This is a genomic window from Bifidobacterium tibiigranuli, from assembly GCF_022655035.1.
GTDB classification, from domain to species: domain Bacteria; phylum Actinomycetota; class Actinomycetes; order Actinomycetales; family Bifidobacteriaceae; genus Bifidobacterium; species Bifidobacterium tibiigranuli_A.
Genome location: NZ_JALCUA010000006.1, coordinates 85,025 through 102,096, shown reverse-complemented (window position 1 = coordinate 102,096; position 17,072 = coordinate 85,025). Strand labels below are relative to the sequence as shown.

The following is a 17,072-nucleotide window of genomic DNA, read 5'->3' as shown; positions in this document are numbered from 1 at the left end:
CGGTGTTATTCCGCCAAAATGCTCTACGCCGGATTCGGTGTTTACTTTGCGAGGGCCTAATGAACAAAAAGCCGTCCGCCGTTTTCCGTAAGAATAGGAGTAGGCGATGCGGGGCGGGCGGCTCGAATGCGAGGCTGAATGCGGCGCGAGTGCGTACGAAGGGTCTGCGACAAATTCATGAGCGCCGCACTCGCCCCCATGCGTCCCGCTTTGCAGAAAAAGCCCCTCATTCCGCAAAGCGAAGCGGGACGAGGAGCTGTTATGCCAGGCTATTGCAGCGAGTATGTCTGAGACACCTTCTGCCCCGATGCATCCATTGTGCCCGCGGCGACGACATCGATAGGAGTCGTCGGGTCATTCAGAACATACCCCGCCACGATGGTAATACTGCCATGCGGCTGGATGGTCTTCATCTCTGCTTGGGGGTCGTATCCCTGCGGGGTCTGGTCCAAGTATGTGGCGGTATCCAGTCCGACTTTGTTCTGGAATGCCTGAACGTGCACGTCGAATATATTGGAATCGGAGTCCTTGGCATTCGTCAGCTCATAGGTGAGGGCCACAGTGGGCTTGCCTTCATAGTCATTTGGGCCTTTGACTACGGAGACGAGCTTGATATGATACTGCCCGTTGTCGATGTCGCCCTCTCCGAGGGTCGCCGCAGGTTTGGCTGTGTTTTTCACCTTGGCCTTGGGCGCGGACTGCGATGTGGATGCATTTCCACCTGTCGCCTTGTCTATCGCATTGCCGTAGATGCCCTGCGTGGCGATCACGGCAACAAGCGAGAGAACCGAGAGAACGGTGCCTGCGATCGCCAGCCCGCGTCCGCGCTTCCGCCCCTTCGCGGAGGTCTTGACGATGGCTATGATGCCGAGGATCAATCCGATGGCGGCGATCAGGAATGCGAGATTGTTGACGATGGGCACCCAGGACACGACGAGGGCGATGATGGAGAGGACCAGCGCAGATACCGCGAGCGCGCTCAGCGGCCTCGCATGCCCGTCCTGCGCTTGATGGCTCGGAGGGTTAAATGTCGCGGGGGGGGGTGTAAGTCATTGTCACTTCTTTCTTTTCGTATGCATCTCCCAATGGGATGCATTATCAATTTACACCTGATGCAGGCACAATAATGCTCATTCATTAGGTGCTTTTTCTGTTCATTAGGCCCTTGTCCAAGTACAAGCCTGTCATGCACTCCGTATGATTGTTAGAATTCCGCCGATTCTGGGAGCATGATAATGGTCATGAAACCTTCGTTCAGTCGGCTAGTCGGGAAAAGTACCTAATGAACGGTGGTCAGGGCTGGACGGTCAGACGAATCAGACGGCCCCGCCATAACCCAGCCGCTTGTGCGACTCAACATCTTCCGTCTGCCCGGCATCGCCCCCGGCTTCCTCATTCTCGCCCTCAACGGCACGGTTCTGACCGCCTCGATTCTCTTCGTCTCTCTGATTCTGCAAAGCGATCTGGGCAATGGCGCGCTCATCTCCGGCGTGGCGTTCACCCCCTTCGTGCTCAGCTCCGTCATCTCCGGCTTCGCCTCCATGCAGCTCATGCACCGTTTCCAGGCGCGCCATCTGATCGCGATCGGCCTTGTGATCGCGGCCATCGGATACGGCTGGCTCGGCATGCTCGGCGCCCACCCCAGCTATGCTGCGAACATCCTCGGGCCGCTCATCGTCACCGGCATCGGTCTCGGCTTCGCCGTCATTGCCACCACACGGGCAGCCACCGCCGCCGTCACCCCGCAGGACGCCGGCCTGGCATCCGGCCTGTTCAGCCTCGCGCGTCAGCTCGGCGCCGCGATTGGTGTTTATCATCGTTTTGTTTTGTGCGTGGTCATCACCGGAATTGGGCAGAGTGATTGCTTGATTTGATCGGTTTTGGCGGTGGTGTCTTGATGTGAAAGGCATCGGCCTGTTGTCCTGATAGATTCCCGAGTGCTATCAACCATTTTCACGGTTCTCGGGAGGGAAGGAATGACGGTACCGATGCCCATCAGGCAGGATATCAGGAGGTACGAGATGGAGGGATTGTCGCGTTCGGCGATCGCCGAACGGCTCGGGATCTCGCGTAACACGGTCGCGAAGTACGCGGATATGGAGGATTTCTCGCCCCGGCCCGAAGCGCGGCCGGAGCAGTCTAGGAGCCGGGTGGAACCGTTCTCCCGGGTTGTGGACTCGTGGCTGCGCGCGGACCGGTCGATGCCACGCAAGCAGCGTCATACCGCGCGGCGCGTGTATGACCGTTTGGTCACGGAGCAGGGGTTCGCCGGCTCGTATTCGTCGGTGCAGCGCTGGATGAAGCGATGGCGGGAGGAGAACCGCGCCGAATCGGACGGGTTCGTGGAACTGGATTGGGCGCCGGGGACCGCGCAGGTGGATTTCGGATTAGCTAGGGCGTTGGTCGCGGGCGTGGAGCGTGACGTGCACGTGCTGGTGGTCTCGTTCCCGTATTCGAACATGCGCTTTTGCGTGGCGTTGCCCGGAGAGAACGCCGAATGCGTGTGCACGGGCCTGATCCGTGTGTTCTCTGCGGTCGGTCGGGTGCCCGGGGTGTTGGTGTTCGATAACGCGACCGGTGTCGGCCGCCGGTTCGGTCGGCAGATTACCATGACCCGCGTGTTTAATGCATTCCAGGCGCACTACCGGATTGGTGAGGTCAGGTTCTGCAACCCGTATTCGGGCAACGAGAAGGGCAGCGTGGAGAACGCGGTCGGTTTCCTGCGGCGCAACCTGATGGTGCCGATACCCAAGGCGGAGAGTCTTGAAACGTTGACACGCATGTTGCTTGCCCGGTGCGGTGAATTAGCGCACCAGTCGCATTATCGCAAGGAGGGCACGATCGAGGGCCTGTTCGAACAGGACAAGGCGCGGATGCTCGCCCTGCCGGGCGTATCGTTCGACCCGGTGCGCTGGGAGACGCGTCATGCCGATAACCTCGGTATTGTCACGGTGGACGGTGCCCGCTACCTGGCCGGGGCGAAATACCACAACCTGCCCGTGCATGTGGGGTTGCGTGCCTTCGACGTGGAGATCCGCGCCACCGACGGCACGCGCATCGTTCAACTTGACCGGGCCTACGGCAGGAACGCCGTGACGGCCGCTGATCCCGCGTCAATCCTGCCCGTGCTGGCCAGAAAACCCAGAAGCTGGGGAGAAAGCCCGCTGCGCGGCGACTTTCCCGAGACAGTGCGCGAGGCGTTGGACGTGATGAACGATCTGGATCGAGGACGACTTCTCAAGGAGCTCACCACATCAAGCCAGGCCCACGGGTTCGCCGCCACCGTCCAGGCATGCCGTGTGATTCTCGAATCCGGACGCGAACTCGCCTTCACCGCCATCGACCAGACTGCCAGGCGTGTCGGCCAGAGCGACGACGAACCCCACGGCCCCGATCTGACCCGCTACGACCGGTTCATGAAGGAGACGAACGCATGACCGACACGACGACGCAGGAATCCACAAGCCGCCCGCGAGGCGGGCGAACGGTGAGCAAATCAACCATCGAGGAGGTTATGGAACTCTCCCGTAACCTGCCGTTGACCAGAAACGTACTCAAAGCCACCGTCCAGGACGCCACGCCGGGCCAGCTCGGCCTACTGGCCGACCTGTTCCGGGCCGAGAACCTCAGCCGTGAGCAATCCAAACGCCTGCGCCTGCTCAAACAAGCGAACTTCCCCCAAGCCAAAGAACTCGACGGCTACGATTGGAGCACGACCGGATTCCCCGACGACTGGGGCAGAGGCAACCTGCTCACACTTGACTTCATCGAACACGCCCAGGACCTCGTGCTCTACGGCGACGTCGGCTGCGGCAAAACCCACCTAGCCATCGCCTTGGGCAGACAGGCATGTAGGAACAACATCCCCACGATGTTCTCCACCGCCGCGGCACTGATCATGACGCTGCGCAAAGCCAAACAAGACAACCGACTCGACCGCGAACTCGACCGGATCGGCAAGAACAGGCTCCTGATCATCGACGAGCTGGGCTACCTGCCCATCGACATCGACGGAGCCAGACTCCTGTTCCAGATCATCGCCGACAGCTACGAAAGGAGGAGCATCGTCTTCACCAGCAACCTCGAATTCAGCCGGTGGGGCGACGTGTTCGGCGACGGCGACATGGCCGCAGCGGTCATCGACCGCATCGTCCACCACGGCAGGATCATCCGCTTCCACGGCGAATCCTACCGCAGCACACACTCACTCATGAAATAACCAAAAACAACCAAGGACGACAGCAACCGCCAACCCTGCACAAAACAGGCGCTACCACTGCTCAAATCTGGTGATTTTCCCGCACAACTTGACATGGTGATACACAATTGGCATCGCCGCGCTCGTTACCCTCGCCGCCACGCAAACCTCGTCGTACTTCGCCGCTCACGCCACTCGTGGCGCAGCGACCGCAGCGCTGCGTGGCGACGCGGTCGCGCTCCTGGCCTGCGGCGGTCTGTGCCTGCTCTCCGCACTGATCGCCCTGCTCCTCCCCAAGCCGTCCCCGAAGCCACGTCCTGTCTCCGCGCAGTGAAGGAGAGTGCTTATACGTCTAGGGACGGTTCAAGCGGTCTGCGCCCAAGGCCTTGGGCGGTCAGGTTCGCGGCCGGCGTCGGTCGCGTTCGCACATGAAGCCGAAAAGTCCATGCTGCTCGATTCGAATGCAAGATTGGGCGCCTCAGGTTACTTTGAGGTGTGATTTGCACTGAGGCTAATGTTCGGATCCTTCGCAGCCTTAGCGGCTGCTCACCTCGCCTACGGAGAGCCCACCGGGCTCTCCGCTTAACGGCTCAGTAGATGCAAGACTTGACGCTTCCTGCTATTCCGAGGCGTGAACAGCGTGATTGAGTGAGGGTTATGAGCGTGGTGGTAGATATCGGGCGTCGTGCCGATGCAGGCGGGGCCTATTCCTCGCTGAGTGCGTCACCGCAGGCGGTGAGCAGCGCGAACAGCTCGGTACGTTGCGCCTTGCCGAGGCCAGCGGTCATGCGCCTGGCCACGGCTTGCACCGCGTTGTCCGCCTGCGCGAACAGGCTTTCGGCGCGGCCGGTCAGTTGGGCGGCCTTCTCACGGCGCTGCCCTGGCTGCTCGGAGCGCTGCACGAGCCCGGCGCGTTCGAGACCCTGGAGCAGGACGTTCATGGACTGGCGCGACACGAAGCTGCGCCTGGCCAATTCCGAGCTGGTGATGCCCGGCTCGTCGATCAGATTGCTCAGACATGCGTACTGCGGGACGGTCAGGCCCAGCGGCCGCAGTGCCTCGTCCATGCGCTGGTTGAGCAGGGCCTGGGTCGCTTTGACGAGCACGCCGAGCTCGCCCGGACTGGGATCATGCGATGTTCTCATACCTTCATTCATACAACATCCTCATGTCAATATCTTGACAAATAAAGCGATTTATGTCAATATATTGACGTAAACCGACAGTCGGGCGCGATCCAACCCCGCACCCGTCCGCCGCCACCCCATGAAAGGCATGAACCATGAGCACAACCGCCACCACCGCCGCCACCGCCACGCAAGGCCCCGACTTCATCTCGTTCCAAGTACGCGACCTTCGCTCCTCCGCCGACTTCTATGAGCACACTGTAGGCCTTACGCGCCTGCCCGCGCCCAACCCCCAGGCCGTCGTCTTCGCCGATGGACCGGTCGCCTTTGCCGTGCGCAACCCGTTCCCGGGCGTGGATCTCGACGCGCTGGGTCAGCTCGGCGCCGGCATCGGAGTCTGGTTCCACTGCCAGGACGCCCGCGCCCTGCACCACAAGCTGGAAGAAGCGGGCGTGACGATTGTCCAGGAGCCCTTCGACGGCCCCTTCGGCGTCACCTTCTCGTTCCTTGACCCCGATGGCTACACCGTGACCATGCACGACAAAGCCTGACCCGGCTCACCATCTTCACTGCCACTGCCCGGTTCAACCTTCGCAAAGCAAGAAAGAATCAAGCTGTCGTGGCTGTCATGGTGCCGTCGTCGCATTGCTACAGAACTTCCTCCGGGCTGCGTCTCATGCCACGGGGATGCGAAAAATCGAGTCTTGATATGCGCAGCTGCCAAATGGGCGGCGGCCGATGGTGCAGATGGTCGCCGTCACCTTTCTCCGACGGGCATCACTTCTCCGTCCAGTTCAAGCAGAGCATCGGCGTCTCCTGATGCGTCTACCGCAATAGGCGGTAAGGGGGTTTAACGCGCAAACAATATGATGCCGAATAATGCGGCCTTCCGGGGGGGCAAAGTTGCCCTTTTTATCAATAATGCCCCCCGGAAGGGACCAAATTCACATTGAGGACTGTGCGAGATTTCCTGAGATGTTCGATGAGTTCGCGAAGAGTCTGAGTTTGCGAATCGGGGGAGAGCGGGCCGGACGGCGAATAATGGCTAGTGCTGGCGGGTGTCGAACATCGAGAGCATCATTTTGCTGGGCTCGAGCGCTTCCACGGTGTGCGGCAGCCGGGTGCTGAAATAGATTACCTTGCCGGGCACGAGCTCGGTGTCGCGGCCGTCGGCCGTGATGAGCAGACGCCCTTCGCTCACCTGCAGCATGACGGGCATGGCCGCGGTATGCTCGGTGAGCACTTGGCCCTTGTCGAACGCGAACAGGACGATGCGCAGCCCGTCTTCGCTCAGCACGGTGCGCGAGACCGTGGCTTCCGGCTGGATGCTGACCAGGGACGGAAGATCCTCGACCTCGCTCATATGCATCTTTGTCGCCGGGTGATCGACGCCTCCTGACACATGGGCCGGAGCGTGCGCATGGGCATCGGCCTGATGCCCGCTCCCGCAGCCGCATGCGCGGTCATCCTCGTAGGCGCATGCGTCCTCTTGGTTATTGCGGCTATTGCGGCTTTTGCGCTCCTGCTTGTCGTCGTTCATCTGATTACTCCTTATATATGCTGGCTGTACAGCCTAGCAAACACTGTACTGGCTGTTCGCTTAACGCTGTTGCACGGTGAGAGAACAGGCATGCGAATTTATACGGCCTTATAAGTTCTTATATCTTATTTCGCGAAAATTCGGGTTATCGAAGAAACCGCGTCATTGCAGTCTTTTTGGGCAATTTGGCGATTGGCACAAAGGATGTCGAAAATTTATATGTGCTTATATGACCTTATATGTGGAAGCGTTGCTGAGGTGGCATTATGTCGACGAATACCGAGACGGCACCGTGGATAGCGTGGATAGCAATGCCCCTTTCGTGACGGTTAAGGCGGCTAAGAGGCCCAAAAGGGGCACTGCCCGAGAGACGCTGCCCCTTTTGTGACGCTGATGCACTAGATAGCGTCACAAAAGGGGCAGTATGTCGGTTATCGGTGGCACCGTATGCGCTTAACGCCTCCGCGTACGTCAAACCGGTTTTATCGGGCGCTTGTTGTGCGATACACTGGTGGGCATAGAGCTGAAACGAAGGAGTTTCCCATGGGATATGCAGCGCAGGCCGACGACGTTTTCCGCACGCGACTCGCTGAACGCAGCGATGAACTCGACCAGTTATTCATGGGGCTATATGACGACCAATCAGCGCTCGATGCGTTGAAAGAGGCGATGGCCGAGGCCTATGCCGCACGGCCGGGCGACTTGCGCGAGCTGGACAAGGCCCGCGAGGCCGACCCGGAATGGTACAAGCGCGGCGACATGTTCGGCATGACGATGTACTCCGATCTGTTCGCCGGCAGCCTCAACGCGCTCGCCGATCGCATACCGTATTTAAAGGAGCAGCAGCTCACCTACCTGCACCTGATGCCGATCTTGCAGATGCCGCATCCGCACAACGACGGCGGCTACGCGGTCGAGGACTTCGACAACGTCGACCCGGCATTCGGCACGAACGAGGATCTGGCGGCGCTGACGGCCAAGCTGCGCAAGGCCGGCATCAGTCTGTGCCTCGATTTCGTGATGAATCACACCGCCTCCACGCACCGCTGGGCCAAGCGCGCGCAGGAGGGTGACCCCGAATACCAGTCGTATTACTTCTGCTACGACGACCGCACGGTGCCTGACCAGTTCGACGGCACCGTGCCGCAGGTCTTCCCCAGCGCCGCGCCGGGCAATTTCAGCTGGAACGAGCAGATGGGCAAATGGGTGATGACCCAGTTCTACCCCTTCCAGTGGGACCTCAACTACCGCAACCCCAAAGTGCTCGTCGCCATGCTCAGCAGCGCCATGCACCTGGCGAACCTCGGCGTCGAAGTGCTGCGCCTCGACGCAGTGCCGTACATCTGGAAGCAGCTCGGCACTAACTGCCGCAATCTGCCGCAGGTGCATGCCATCGTGCGCATGCTGCGCATCGCGCTCGAATGCGTATGCCCGGCCGTCGTGCTCAAGGGCGAGGTCGTGATGGCGCCCAAGGAGCTCGCCGCGTACTTCGGCACGCCCGAGAAGCCCGAATGCCATATGCTCTACAACGTTTCGATGATGGTCAACCTGTGGAGCGCGCTCGCCAACGGCGACACACGGCTGCTCAAGGCGCAGACCGATGCGCTCAACGCCTTGCCGCCCAACTGCTGGTTCGTGAATTACCTGCGCTGCCACGACGACATCGGCTGGGGGCTGGACGAGGATAAGGAGCGCGAGCTGGGCATCGACCCGCTTGAACACAAGGAGTTTCTGTACCATTTCTACGAGGGCGCGGTGCCCGGCAGCTGGGCGATGGGGGAGCTGTACAACTACGATGCCGCGAGCAGCGACGCGCGCAGCTGCGGCACCACGGCGAGCCTATGCGGCGTCGAACGTGCGGTGATCACGCACGACAGGCCGGCGCTCGAAACTGCGGTGAGCCGCGACCTGCTCATGCACAAGGCGATGGCCTTCCTGCGCGGATTCCCCATGCTCAGCTGCGGCGACGAGATCGCGCAGCTCAACGGTTGGGATTACAAGGAGGACCCCGACCGCGTCGAGGACAGCCGCAACCTGCATCGCAGCCGCTTCGACTGGGGCAAGGCCGCGCTGCGCCGCGAATCTGGCACGTTGCAAAACCGGCTGTGGGATGGCATGGCGGAACTGCGCTCGATGCGCGACGACCCCTGCTTCGCGCCGGACGCATGGGTTTCGACCTGGGATGCGCATAACGATGGGGTGTTCGCGCTCGTACGCAAGTCGCACGGCGAGACGCTGGTCGGCCTGTTCAACTTCACCGGGCAGGCTCAGCACGCGTGGCTCGGCGGCAGCGACGGTATCATGGGGCCGATGGACGCCGATCTCGGGGCCTATGAGGCGCAGCTGGTGCGGCGCTGAAGTTTGCTGCCGTCGAGGCTTCGAGTCCTATGGCTTAGAGGGCAGATGAAAACGCAGAAAGAAGGCATGCGCATGGAACTCATTGCCATAGGCCATGACGTGGTCGATGTCGCAGCCTTCGCCAGCCAGCTCGCCGAGCCGGGGTCGCACATGCGCGAGCTGTTCTCTGCACGCGAGCTACGGCAGTGCGCGATGCGTGCGCAGACCAAGCACGACAGCGAGTCGGCACATCTTGCCGCGCGCTGGGCTGGCAAGGAAGCGGTACTTAAGGCGTGGTGCGAGGCGCTTGGCGATGCTGCGAACCCTTATACGCTTGATGATTTCCCGTGGGCCGGCATTGAGATCCTTGACGATTCTCGCTCGCGGCCGCACGTTGTGCTCAGAGCGGATGTCGAGGCGACGCTGCGCAAGTCGCTCGGTTTTGCGATTGAGGCGGAATCTCTGTCTGTGGCGGCGCAGGGTGTAGAGGGGCAGAATGTGACCGCACCGGCGGCGGCGCAGGGTGTAAAGGGGCATGGTGTGGCGGCGCAGGGTGTGGCCGAACCGGGCGCGGCGGCACAGGGTAAGGGTTTGCAGTGGCATATCTCCCTGAGTCATGACGGCCCGATAGCCTCCGCCGTAGTTACGTTGGGACTTGCATAAAGGTTGCTCAATGACGCAATCCATGTATAATGACTCAGGTTGTTTGTTGTGCAGTCGGTCTGGAAAGCCGGCGCTGCGGTTTTCGGACGGTGCACACGAGCAGTCCCACGCGGATGTAGCTCAATGGTAGAGCCTCAGTCTTCCAAACTGATTACGCGGGTTCGATTCCCGTCATCCGCTCCACGGTTTTTCGGCCGGAAACCCAGTCATCGCAAGGGTTCCCGGCCGCAGTCGTATTCGGGCCGGACAGTCTTCGCTCTGCTTTGCAGCTTCAGTCATTGGTTTTCGAGTTATATTGGGCCAGAATTATATAGGCCAGAAAACAAGCCCAGGCAAACAGGATGATTAGGGCAATTGCCGCGTCACTCAGGATAACAGTGACGGGACCTGCTTGAATTATCAACCGCTAGGAGCTTAGTACATTTTTACCGCGTGGGTTTTCAGGCGTTGACGAGCTGGTGGGCGCGCTGGTAGGAGATGCCCAGCGTCATTCCGATGTCGCACAATGTCACGCCCATGCCGTGCAGCTGCTTGGCAGCCTGGCGGCTTTCCGCAACGGCCAGGCGGGCCGAGCTTTCGGCCAGCTCGCGCTGGTGCCTCGCGGTGTCTATCGATTCCTGCACGGCATCGGGCAGCAGCACATGCACGTCTAGGGTGATGGCTTCCGGCTCCTCGCCTGTCATGATGTGGATCAGGTCGCGTGCCATGACATCGACCTCCTTCAGGCTCAGCGCCTCGGTGACGCGCTGCACCTGCGGCACGTCCACCATCCACGCGTCCTCGTCCCGCGTCACCTGCACTTCGTATCTCATTTCCACCAGTCCTTTCCGAACTTCGCCTCGAGCTCCTTGTTGTACTGGACGGCCATGAGAGACCGCCCCGGTCTTGCGGCCGGGGCGGCTGAGTGTGCCGCTAGTTGCGGCCTGCGCTATGGGTCTTCATCGCCCAGCCGGCTATTGCCAGCGTGGTGATGTCGGCCACAGTGGAATCCACTTTGGCCGCGATGACAATCACGAGGACTGCCAAGAGCCACAACACGGAACCGCCATGCGGCTCCTCATTCCTATCAGGCATGATAATGCCTTTCTCATAGGACCACGCCCGCGAGGACGCGGTCGTGTCGCCCGGCTATTGCCGGGCGGTCGGTTCTGCTCCTGCAAAAGAGCTTTCTCGACATGTTCCAGAGTATCGGTTAAGATGGAAATATCGGAGGAGGCGCTGCAAAACGTTCCCGTATCCAAGCCGCCAAGCTAAGACTTTGGGAACGGTCCGAATCCGGTGGGGTGGTTTCTTATCCATCCCCTTATAGGATCACGCGGCCCCCGAGCTGTATAGTTCGGGGGCCTTCGTGTATGTATGGGTGGGTTATAGGGGGTTATAGGCCATTTGGGGGTTGGGACTGTTTTCTGACCTATAACTCCCCGCATCGGTTATGATGGAGATGCTGGACACGGCATTTCCACACGTTCCCGACACTCTCGGCAGGCGCTAAGAACTTTCAGGGAGCGTTGCCGAATCCGGTGGGGTGGTTTCTTGCCCATCCCCTGTTAGTCCGCGGGGCCCCCGAGCTGTATAGCTCGGGGGCCTTACGTATGTCTGGCGCACTTTGGTTGGGTTGGATTGGGCGCAGCGGGGTATGAGCCAAACGTGTTGGTTGTAACCGGGTTTTAGTTGGTGCTGTATCGGTTATGATGGAGATGCTGGACACGGCACTTCCACACGTTCCCGACACTCTCGGCAGGCGCTAAGAACTTTCAGGGAACGTTGCCGAATCCGGCGGGGTGGTTTCTTGCCCATCCCCTGTTAGTCCGCGGGGCCCCCGAACTGCTAAGGTTCGGGGGCCTTACGCATATCTGCTAGACGGCGTGACCGGAGCGTGTCGGTCGGTTATGATGGAGATACTGGATGAGGCGCTGCAAAACGTTCCCGTATCTAGGCCGCCAAGCTAAGACTTTGGGAACGATCCGAATCCGGTGGGGTGGTTTCTTAGCCTTTCTTATCCATCCCCTGCTAAGCCGTGAGGCCCTCGAACCGTTGAGGTTCGGGGGCCTTACGCATGCTTGGTGCATTTCGGTTGCGGTTGGTGCAGTGGTTGCCGGCTGACGAGAGCTACTGGAACGGAAGGGCCGCTGAGTTGCGGTCAGTGGCATATCCCTGCCAGTTGCATGGGTGGCTACATGGGCTACTGGAACAAAATCGCTGATGAGTTGCGGTCAGTGGCGCATTCCTGCCAGTGGCCGTGTCTGGGTTATGGGCTTCGAGACGATGGTGGTTCGCGGGTTATCGGCATGTGGTTGGCTGTGGCACTGAGCACGTCGGGGCGTTCCCGCGACACGCCCTGCAGGGCAGCTGGTAGTAGACGAAGCTAGGAAAAGCTGGGGGAGGGGCTTGCGATTGTCTGCGGGGCGAGTATAGTGAGAACCGTTGTTGGAAACGATAACGGTTACTGTTAGTATTTCAGTTACGGTTATGGTTGCTGACAACGAGGTCAATCGGCAGAAGGTGCTTCGAAGGTTGAGGCACGCCGCGCCTGGGGGTTTACGACGTGGTTCGGGAGGGGAAACCTTGCGGCTTCTGCGGAGAGACCACGGGTTGCACGGCATACCGCCGTGCGGCTTTTATATAAGGAAAATAGAAAGGGTCATACATTATGACCATTTTTAATTCAACCAAGCAATCCACTAAGACCGCGCCGAAGCGTTCTCGCCGCCTGATTTCGGCCGTTGTGGCCGCAGTCGCGGCACTCGGCATGGGTATGGGTGCGGCAACGGCGAACGCCGGAACCGTTGGCAGCTTCCAAGTCGGCCACGTCGACACCTTCTTCACGTCGCTGAATACCGCAAGCAATAAGCTGCAGCTCGGCACGAACGTGGATGAAGACGGGTATAACGCCGCGTGGGGCTACCCTAAGGGCTATTACACGACCGCCGAAGTTAACGCGGGCTCTGCGACTGGCAACGCCCAGTACACGTCTGTTGTGGGCGCTGGCAACAAGGTCGGCAGCACTTGGGTGATTCCGAGTGCCGAGCCTACTCCTGCCCTGCTGAACACACTGCTCTACGCCGGATTCGCTGCTGCGGGTACTGATGTTCAAAACCGCGCTGGCACTGCTGTCGTCGGCAAGAGCCTTGTGCCTCTGCTGGCTGGCAAGAACCTGAGCTACAAGCTGCAGGTCGCTACTGCTCCACAGAGCGGTACTGTAGCGATTAGCGGTGCTTCGGGCTCTGGAACGGCCGCTAGCCCCTTCGTGCTGACTTATCCTGTGCTTAACAATGAGGAAGCGGTGCACCAGCACCCGCAATTCACCTTCAACAAGGTCGGGCAGTACACCTTCAAGGTGACGGCCACAGTGAACGGTGCACAGGGAATCGCAGATTCCAGCGCTGTGTACTACCGTTTCGATGTTCAGAACTGATGTATTGCACATCTGAATAACGCAGTACATGAGGTGGGCGAGCTGCTATGCAACTCGCCCACCTATTCCATTTTCAGGGCATAGTGCGCATTGCGCATGCCGAAATCAACAATACATCAGAGGGCGGTGCAGCCCTATGTGGGTTGCACCGCTTTTGTAAATTATATTGCAGAAGAAAAGGAAGAGCCTATGAACCGCAATGGTGCAGGCTTGCTGATGAAACGTGTCGCCGGAGCGGTCTTGGCTACGGCAATGGGCATATCAGTCACTGGGCTAGCTATTTCCGCCCAAGCGGCGGAACCGGTTGGACCGACGGTATTAGACAGTGGTGATTTATCACTGTCGCCAAAATTCAATGGAAACTCAACAAAAAAAATCGATGGGCGAACTCAGGCAACATTCAAAGACTTCACGCTCGGGGTGATGAAGCGGGGCGATCAGGGGCAACTGAACGCCACGTGGACTCCTGCGACCGATACTGTCATCCACATAGGAGACGCGGAGAAGGACACCAACGGCCAATACGTGCTTCCTGATGGTGCACCGGACTTGGATGGCAACGGTTGGCTAAGCACTGCAGAACGTCAGACTTATGTGGGCAATCCGGCCACGCGCATGCTGCTGGACATCACCAATGCCTCTAATATGCCCAATGAGATGTCATGGGCTGACGGGTCAGTGGGCCCTGCTTCCAATGGCACTAATCTGACATTCTCTGATAGTCCAATGAGTTTGGTGAAGGCAGGAGTGCCACAAGGGGGCCAGATGCGTATGGTCTCCCATGATGTGATACGTAATCGCACAATCAACTGGGATTCGCAGCAGCTTGCCTCCGGAGCCAAGCAAGACCCCATAGCCACCAGTGTGAGCGATAATGATTCCAATGCGGGGTGGGTCTTTACCAAGCCTGGAACATATTGCCTGACAGTGCAAGCGCAGTATCAAGATCAGGCGAAACCGAACCATACGCTGCATATTGGGCATGCGACCTATACGATTGTGGCCGGAGATATGCCGAGCACGGTGCAGACCTGCGCGCAGGAGCCGGTGGGTGATTCCCCGCAGGCGCAGGATCCTGAGCGGATCACGGTGCTGGACCACGGGCATTATGATTTGCGCACGTGGCCGAAGAGCAGCGGTTCGCATGACTTGAACATCGGCCTGTACGGCGATTCGAACGGCGATGGGGCCGATGACTACACGTCGACCTACAACATGGTGATGGCGGGGACGCAGAAGACTACAGTGCCTGCAACAACGCCGGGCTATGACTTCTCGTTCATTGGCAAGCCGGGCACCCCGTTCTACTGGTATGACGGCTCTGGGGCGAATAAGGACAAATATCTCTGGCCGGGTTTGGCGACGGGCAACTGGAATCTGCAAACTGATTTGCAGGATTACCCCAATCTCACCTTCACCGGTGTGAGCGCCGCGCCGAAGGACGGCAAAGCCTTCATCTTCGTCAGTTCGGGGATGAACGACGCATATGACATAATGTTCGATTCGTCTCGTCCGATGCCGCAGTCGCTGAAGATTCCCGGGCATACGCATATGGATTGGGCCTTCACCCAGCCGGGGCGCTACTGCCTTGCAGTGCAGACCACGGCGGTGCTCAAGGACGGCACGGTGGATTCGGGCGCGGGCCAGCTGACCATTGCGGCGGGCGTCGACCCGTCGAAGGTGGTTCCCTGCGACCGGGACGTGAAGCCCGTGGTGAATACGAAGCCCACGCCGAATGCGGAATCCGTGAGCAAGCCCGTGACGCTGAGCCAGTCCCTGTCGGACCTGCAGCCGTACTTCAACAATGGCGCGCTCGACATGGTCAACGAGACACGTACCAATTGGAACGCGCCTTCGCATGTCTACAATCCTGATGACGTGATACTGCACAGCACCATTGGCGATGCCGATGGAGTCTATTCTTTCTCAAGCGTAGGCGGCTCCTATATGAATTATGATTTCACGCGCATCGCCCCTTCCGCGGCTGATGGTGAGGTGAAGCTCACCTTGGGCAAGGTTTCCGGCCCGGGCGATGTCGGGAAGATCGGGCTTGACTTCACGAAGATGCCCGAGGGCTTCGTGGCGCATGATCAGCCGTGGGCCAGGAGCGACTTTATAGATGGAGTCTCGAAGCCTGGGGTCTATTGCGTGCCGGTGACCGCTTCGGCCACGCCGAAGGGCGCGTCCGCTGCGGTGCAGTCGAGGCAGTACACGCTGACGCTGGTGGCGGGCAGCGACGACCCCAAGAGCGCGGACTACATCGACATGTCGAAGGTCACGTCGTGCTCGCGCGGCCAGGAGGCTCGCGGGCCCGACAACGGCGGCAGCAATGAGAGCGTCGATCCCAGCGTGAACGTGCCGAACGGCTCGCTGACCGATTCGGGCGCGGTGATCCTGAACAACGGGCATGTGGATGTGGCCAGCCGCATCGAGGGCAAGACCCTGGAGACCTGGATCAAGGACACGACGACCTCGAACATCCCCAGCTACCATCCGCTCGCCGGCTCCGCGTCGTTGGGCAGCGGCATGCGCAGCGATGTGAACAACGGCAACGGTACGGTCTTCCAGCTGCTGCCGGCCTCGCAGACAAAGGTGCCGGGCAACAGCCTCTTCTCCTTCCTAGGCAAGGCAGGGGACCCCATCTACCAGGTCAATCAGATTCAGGTGGAAGGGCTGCTGTGGCCGGGCTGGTCGACCGAGGACATCCCCGCCGACCAGATGGGCAGCGACATGACCTGGACGCTGGATAAATACGCAGGCCCGGGCGACTTCACGCTGTACGAGTCGCAGCTCGGCGCGCCGAGCGTGCTCATGAGCGCACGGAACGGCAAGCCGGACAAGGCCAGCATGACGATCGCGAAGAACGCGCATGTGCACGGCTCCTGGGCCTTCAGCAAGCAGGGCACGTACTGCCTGGCGTTCACCCGCTCGACCACGCTCGCCGACGGCACCCCGGTCTCCGACAGCTTCACGCTGCCGGTCGCCGTGGGCAAGGTCGACGTGAAGAAGATCAACCCGGATACCTGCTTTAAGGATGCGCAGCAGCCGACCGTCGTCGACCGCACCGCGCTTGCCGCGGCGGTTGCCGCGGCTGGCAAGCTCAAGGAAGCCGACTACACGGCCGACTCGTGGGCCGCATTCGCCAAGGCGGTTGCCGGTGCGAAGGGCGTGCAGGGTGATGCCAAGGCTGTGCAGGCTGATGTCAATGCTGCGGTTGCCGCGCTGACCAAGGCGCAGGATGGCCTGGTGAAGGCTGCGCCTGCTCCGACTCCGGTGAAGGCCGACAAGGCTGCGCTTGACGCGGCGGTTGCCGCGGCTGGCAAGCTCAAGCAATCCGACTACAGGGCCGATTCGTGGGCTGTGTTCGCGAAGGCGGTTGATGCGGCGAAGTCGGTTCAGGCTGATGCTAAGGCTGTGCAGGCTGATGTCGATGCTGCGGTTGCCGCGCTGACCAAGGCACAGGCCGCGCTGGTGAAGGCTGCTCCGGCTCCTGCGCCCAGTCCGACACCTAAGCCGACGAAGCCGAGCACGCCTGCAGCTAATGGCAATGCTCCGATCAACAACGGCGCGAATGGCACCTCGCCTAAAGGCACTGCCCCCAGCAGCAAGGGTTCGCAGAACGCTGGCAAGAACGCCAATAACGTCGGCAACTCCACCAACGGCGAGAAGCTGAGCGCCACCGGATCGAACGTCGCGATATTCGGCGTGCTCGCCGCTGTGCTCGTCCTTGCGGGCGTTGCTTTGGCCGTCATCGCCAAATCGAGGCGCAAGTAGCCGCTAGCCACTCTCTGA

Annotated in this window: 13 protein-coding genes and 1 tRNA gene; 9 read left to right on the top strand and 5 right to left on the bottom strand. The window is 60.3% G+C overall.

Annotated elements, in window-relative coordinates:
- Nucleotides 1-269: 269 nt before the first annotated feature.
- Nucleotides 270-983 carry a DUF5067 domain-containing protein gene (locus LKK40_RS07530; protein WP_304310120.1) on the bottom strand — a complete coding sequence of 238 codons (714 nt, stop codon included), beginning with the start codon at nucleotides 981-983 and terminating at the stop codon, nucleotides 270-272.
- Between the two features lie 306 nt (nucleotides 984-1,289).
- On the opposite strand from LKK40_RS07530, the gene LKK40_RS07525 reads away from it, so the two are divergent.
- From LKK40_RS07525 to istB, 3 genes are all read left to right on the top strand, one after another.
- Entirely contained in the window at nucleotides 1,290-1,874 is a 585-nt protein-coding gene (locus tag LKK40_RS07525) for an MFS transporter (RefSeq protein ID WP_304316276.1), read from the top strand.
- A gap of 102 nt (nucleotides 1,875-1,976) precedes the next feature.
- Nucleotides 1,977-3,437 carry an IS21 family transposase gene (gene istA, locus LKK40_RS07520; RefSeq protein WP_024464706.1) on the top strand — a complete coding sequence of 487 codons (1,461 nt, stop codon included), beginning with the start codon at nucleotides 1,977-1,979 and terminating at the stop codon, nucleotides 3,435-3,437.
- A complete protein-coding gene (istB, locus tag LKK40_RS07515) occupies nucleotides 3,434-4,219 on the top strand; it encodes an IS21-like element helper ATPase IstB (protein WP_024464705.1) in 786 nt (261 codons plus the stop codon). The genes istA and istB overlap by 4 nt, the downstream gene beginning before the upstream one ends.
- A gap of 683 nt (nucleotides 4,220-4,902) precedes the next feature.
- Here the strand turns inward: istB and LKK40_RS07510 are convergent.
- Nucleotides 4,903-5,343: a MarR family winged helix-turn-helix transcriptional regulator gene (locus LKK40_RS07510; RefSeq protein ID WP_304310103.1), complete on the bottom strand. Its 441-nt coding sequence runs from the start codon at nucleotides 5,341-5,343 to the stop codon at nucleotides 4,903-4,905.
- Between the two features lie 137 nt (nucleotides 5,344-5,480).
- On the opposite strand from LKK40_RS07510, the gene LKK40_RS07505 reads away from it, so the two are divergent.
- Nucleotides 5,481-5,876 (top strand): VOC family protein, encoded by a 396-nt coding sequence (locus LKK40_RS07505; RefSeq protein ID WP_304310102.1) that lies wholly within the window; start codon nucleotides 5,481-5,483, stop codon nucleotides 5,874-5,876.
- Nucleotides 5,877-6,370: 494 nt separating this feature from the next.
- On the opposite strand, the gene LKK40_RS07500 is transcribed toward LKK40_RS07505, so the two are convergent.
- Nucleotides 6,371-6,865, bottom strand: coding sequence for a cupin domain-containing protein (locus tag LKK40_RS07500; RefSeq protein WP_304310101.1), 495 nt, complete (start codon nucleotides 6,863-6,865; stop codon nucleotides 6,371-6,373).
- Between the two features lie 543 nt (nucleotides 6,866-7,408).
- Between LKK40_RS07500 and LKK40_RS07495 the strand changes: the two genes are divergently transcribed.
- The 3 genes from LKK40_RS07495 to LKK40_RS07485 all read left to right on the top strand — a co-directional run bounded on the left by LKK40_RS07495 (nucleotide 7,409) and on the right by LKK40_RS07485 (nucleotide 10,048).
- Complete coding sequence (locus LKK40_RS07495) at nucleotides 7,409-9,223, top strand: alpha-amylase family protein (RefSeq protein ID WP_304310100.1); 1,815 nt, start codon at nucleotides 7,409-7,411, stop codon at nucleotides 9,221-9,223.
- A 72-nt stretch (nucleotides 9,224-9,295) separates the two neighbouring features.
- On the top strand, nucleotides 9,296-9,865 hold the full coding sequence (locus tag LKK40_RS07490; RefSeq protein WP_304310099.1) for a holo-ACP synthase: 570 nt from the start codon (nucleotides 9,296-9,298) through the stop codon (nucleotides 9,863-9,865).
- A gap of 109 nt (nucleotides 9,866-9,974) precedes the next feature.
- Nucleotides 9,975-10,048: transfer RNA gene (locus tag LKK40_RS07485), tRNA-Gly, on the top strand.
- A gap of 257 nt (nucleotides 10,049-10,305) precedes the next feature.
- Here LKK40_RS07485 and LKK40_RS07480 read toward each other — a convergent pair.
- Together LKK40_RS07480 and LKK40_RS07475 are read right to left on the bottom strand one after the other, a co-directional pair.
- Nucleotides 10,306-10,677: a hypothetical protein gene (locus tag LKK40_RS07480; protein ID WP_304310098.1), complete on the bottom strand. Its 372-nt coding sequence runs from the start codon at nucleotides 10,675-10,677 to the stop codon at nucleotides 10,306-10,308.
- A gap of 100 nt (nucleotides 10,678-10,777) precedes the next feature.
- Nucleotides 10,778-10,939 carry a hypothetical protein gene (locus tag LKK40_RS07475; protein ID WP_304310097.1) on the bottom strand — a complete coding sequence of 54 codons (162 nt, stop codon included), beginning with the start codon at nucleotides 10,937-10,939 and terminating at the stop codon, nucleotides 10,778-10,780.
- A gap of 1,576 nt (nucleotides 10,940-12,515) precedes the next feature.
- Here LKK40_RS07475 and LKK40_RS07470 point away from each other — a divergent pair.
- Together LKK40_RS07470 and LKK40_RS07465 are read left to right on the top strand one after the other, a co-directional pair.
- Nucleotides 12,516-13,280 carry a hypothetical protein gene (locus LKK40_RS07470; protein WP_304310096.1) on the top strand — a complete coding sequence of 255 codons (765 nt, stop codon included), beginning with the start codon at nucleotides 12,516-12,518 and terminating at the stop codon, nucleotides 13,278-13,280.
- Between the two features lie 423 nt (nucleotides 13,281-13,703).
- On the top strand, nucleotides 13,704-17,054 hold the full coding sequence (locus tag LKK40_RS07465; RefSeq protein ID WP_304310095.1) for a choice-of-anchor M domain-containing protein: 3,351 nt from the start codon (nucleotides 13,704-13,706) through the stop codon (nucleotides 17,052-17,054).
- The last annotated feature ends 18 nt before the right edge of the window (nucleotides 17,055-17,072 follow it).

What these genes read in the sequence shown, in the direction of transcription:
- LKK40_RS07495 (WP_304310100.1), top strand. Translation starts at nt 7,409, where the DNA reads ATGGGATATGCAGCGCAGGCCGACGACGTTTTCCGCACGCGACTCGCT.
- LKK40_RS07470 (WP_304310096.1), top strand. Translation starts at nt 12,516, where the DNA reads ATGACCATTTTTAATTCAACCAAGCAATCCACTAAGACCGCGCCGAAG.
- istA (WP_024464706.1), top strand. Translation starts at nt 1,977, where the DNA reads ATGACGGTACCGATGCCCATCAGGCAGGATATCAGGAGGTACGAGATG.
- LKK40_RS07490 (WP_304310099.1), top strand. Translation starts at nt 9,296, where the DNA reads ATGGAACTCATTGCCATAGGCCATGACGTGGTCGATGTCGCAGCCTTC.
- LKK40_RS07505 (WP_304310102.1), top strand. Translation starts at nt 5,481, where the DNA reads ATGAGCACAACCGCCACCACCGCCGCCACCGCCACGCAAGGCCCCGAC.
- istB (WP_024464705.1), top strand. Translation starts at nt 3,434, where the DNA reads ATGACCGACACGACGACGCAGGAATCCACAAGCCGCCCGCGAGGCGGG.
- LKK40_RS07480 (WP_304310098.1), bottom strand. Translation starts at nt 10,677, where the DNA reads ATGAGATACGAAGTGCAGGTGACGCGGGACGAGGACGCGTGGATGGTG.
- LKK40_RS07500 (WP_304310101.1), bottom strand. Translation starts at nt 6,865, where the DNA reads ATGAACGACGACAAGCAGGAGCGCAAAAGCCGCAATAGCCGCAATAAC.
- LKK40_RS07465 (WP_304310095.1), top strand. Translation starts at nt 13,704, where the DNA reads ATGAAGCGGGGCGATCAGGGGCAACTGAACGCCACGTGGACTCCTGCG.
- LKK40_RS07475 (WP_304310097.1), bottom strand. Translation starts at nt 10,939, where the DNA reads ATGCCTGATAGGAATGAGGAGCCGCATGGCGGTTCCGTGTTGTGGCTC.
- LKK40_RS07510 (WP_304310103.1), bottom strand. Translation starts at nt 5,343, where the DNA reads ATGAGAACATCGCATGATCCCAGTCCGGGCGAGCTCGGCGTGCTCGTC.